The sequence below is a fragment of the Serratia sp. A07 genome, assembly GCF_058725505.1.
Genome location: NZ_JBZXDO010000166.1, coordinates 1 through 1,332, shown reverse-complemented (window position 1 = coordinate 1,332; position 1,332 = coordinate 1). Strand labels below are relative to the sequence as shown.

Genomic DNA, 1,332 nt, shown 5'->3' with positions numbered 1-1,332 from the left:
TGACGCATTGTCGGGTCATGTTGAATATCGGTCAGTACCGACCAGGCCGTCTGGCTGACGGTGCGGTTTTTATGCGCGCAGCCCATGGCGACCGTATCCAGCCAGGTCGGATCCAATGTTTCCGCATCACGGGCCGAGAGTGGTTCATCGTGTTGGGCATAGATGTTGCCCTTCACCCGCCCCTTGTCGTCACGCACACGCCGGCACAAACTGAGCCAGCCGGTCAGGCGTAACATCAGCAGCACGCGGCTGACGGTCTCGCGGGACGCCTTACCGTTAAACGGCGAGGCCAGCTGCAGCTGCAGTTCGTCATAGGTCGGGAACACGGCGCCCTGGTTCTGTTGTGCGTACAGGCGGATCATTATCCACGCGGTTTTATCAAGCGGTGACAGGCGGGTGTCCAGAAGCAACCGGCGGGGGATGGAGTCATGCACATTGCCCATGTACAGCAGGCCGCTGCGCAGATTCGTGACATCGGGACTCCCCGCGTGCTTTTCCGCGCCTATTCGTTCCGCCAGGCGGGCATTCATTTGTTCGAGCGTAAAGGTGATCAGGCTGTCATCAGGGGTTTTATTTATGCTCATCGATTTTGCGCATCCTTTTACGCTGCCTCCGCCTACAGGGCGAAGACATCAAGCGATTGTTGGCCCAACGGCACTCAGGCCTGTACCCGATACCAGGTACAGGGTGAATGTCATCACTTCCACAGTTCGTTGTTGTAGCGTTCATGGGTCAACAGCTCCCAGTCATCACCACTGTTTCGGCTGAGCAGTCGCCAGCTAGTATCGATATCAATCTTCATCCAGGTTCGCCCGGGGGCGTGCTTGCCTTTGACATGAAGGTGCTTGTAGTTAAGTTCCCCGCGGCGGAAACGCCTGACCTGCTCCTTCGCCTTTCTCTGGCAGGATGGTGGCGCCGAACGGGGGACCTGCAACCCCGGCATTAACATCACAGGCTTCATGCCAACCTCCTTGTATTTTCTCCCGGCGTAGCGCGTGGCGTACGCACGGCCTGAATGGCTTTTCTGGCCGTCGCAGTCTGAGGGGCATCGAAGCTGCGAACTGCATGCCAGACAGCCGTCAGAGAAACATCCATCTGTTCAGCGGCCAGCATCATGACGTCCAGTCCATCCGCACTGGAGGCGTCATCGATGTCGGCTTTTTGCCACTGGCGCCACAATGCCGCATTCTCGTCGTCGCTGAGCGCTGCACAGCGCCCCTGGCGAATACTGATACCGGTCATGCGCCGGCGGGCGGCAACTTCAACGGTGGAAAGACCAAAATAATGCTGCATCATTTCGATAGAGCCTCCCAACGCCAGTGCACGGTCAAT

The 1,332-nt window shown here is 58.1% G+C and carries 3 protein-coding genes; all 3 read right to left on the bottom strand.

Going from position 1 to position 1,332, the window contains the following annotated elements:
• Window positions 1-584 (bottom strand): STY4528 family pathogenicity island replication protein (locus AC4PR2_RS28875; protein ID WP_492176044.1); only part of this gene is annotated, 584 nt, incomplete at its 3' end.
• Between the two features lie 113 nt (window positions 585-697).
• A complete protein-coding gene (locus tag AC4PR2_RS28870) occupies window positions 698-961 on the bottom strand; it encodes a ParE family toxin-like protein (protein WP_180547796.1) in 264 nt (87 codons plus the stop codon).
• Window positions 958-1,332, bottom strand: a 375-nt coding sequence (locus AC4PR2_RS28865; protein ID WP_492176043.1) for an STY4526/YPO1902 family pathogenicity island replication protein, incomplete at its 5' end; no start/stop codon positions are given. The genes AC4PR2_RS28865 and AC4PR2_RS28870, both read right to left, overlap by 4 nt.

Coding starts and splice junctions, on each gene's coding strand:
- AC4PR2_RS28870 (WP_180547796.1), bottom strand. CDS start 961: ATGAAGCCTGTGATGTTAATGCCGGGGTTGCAGGTCCCCCGTTCGGCG.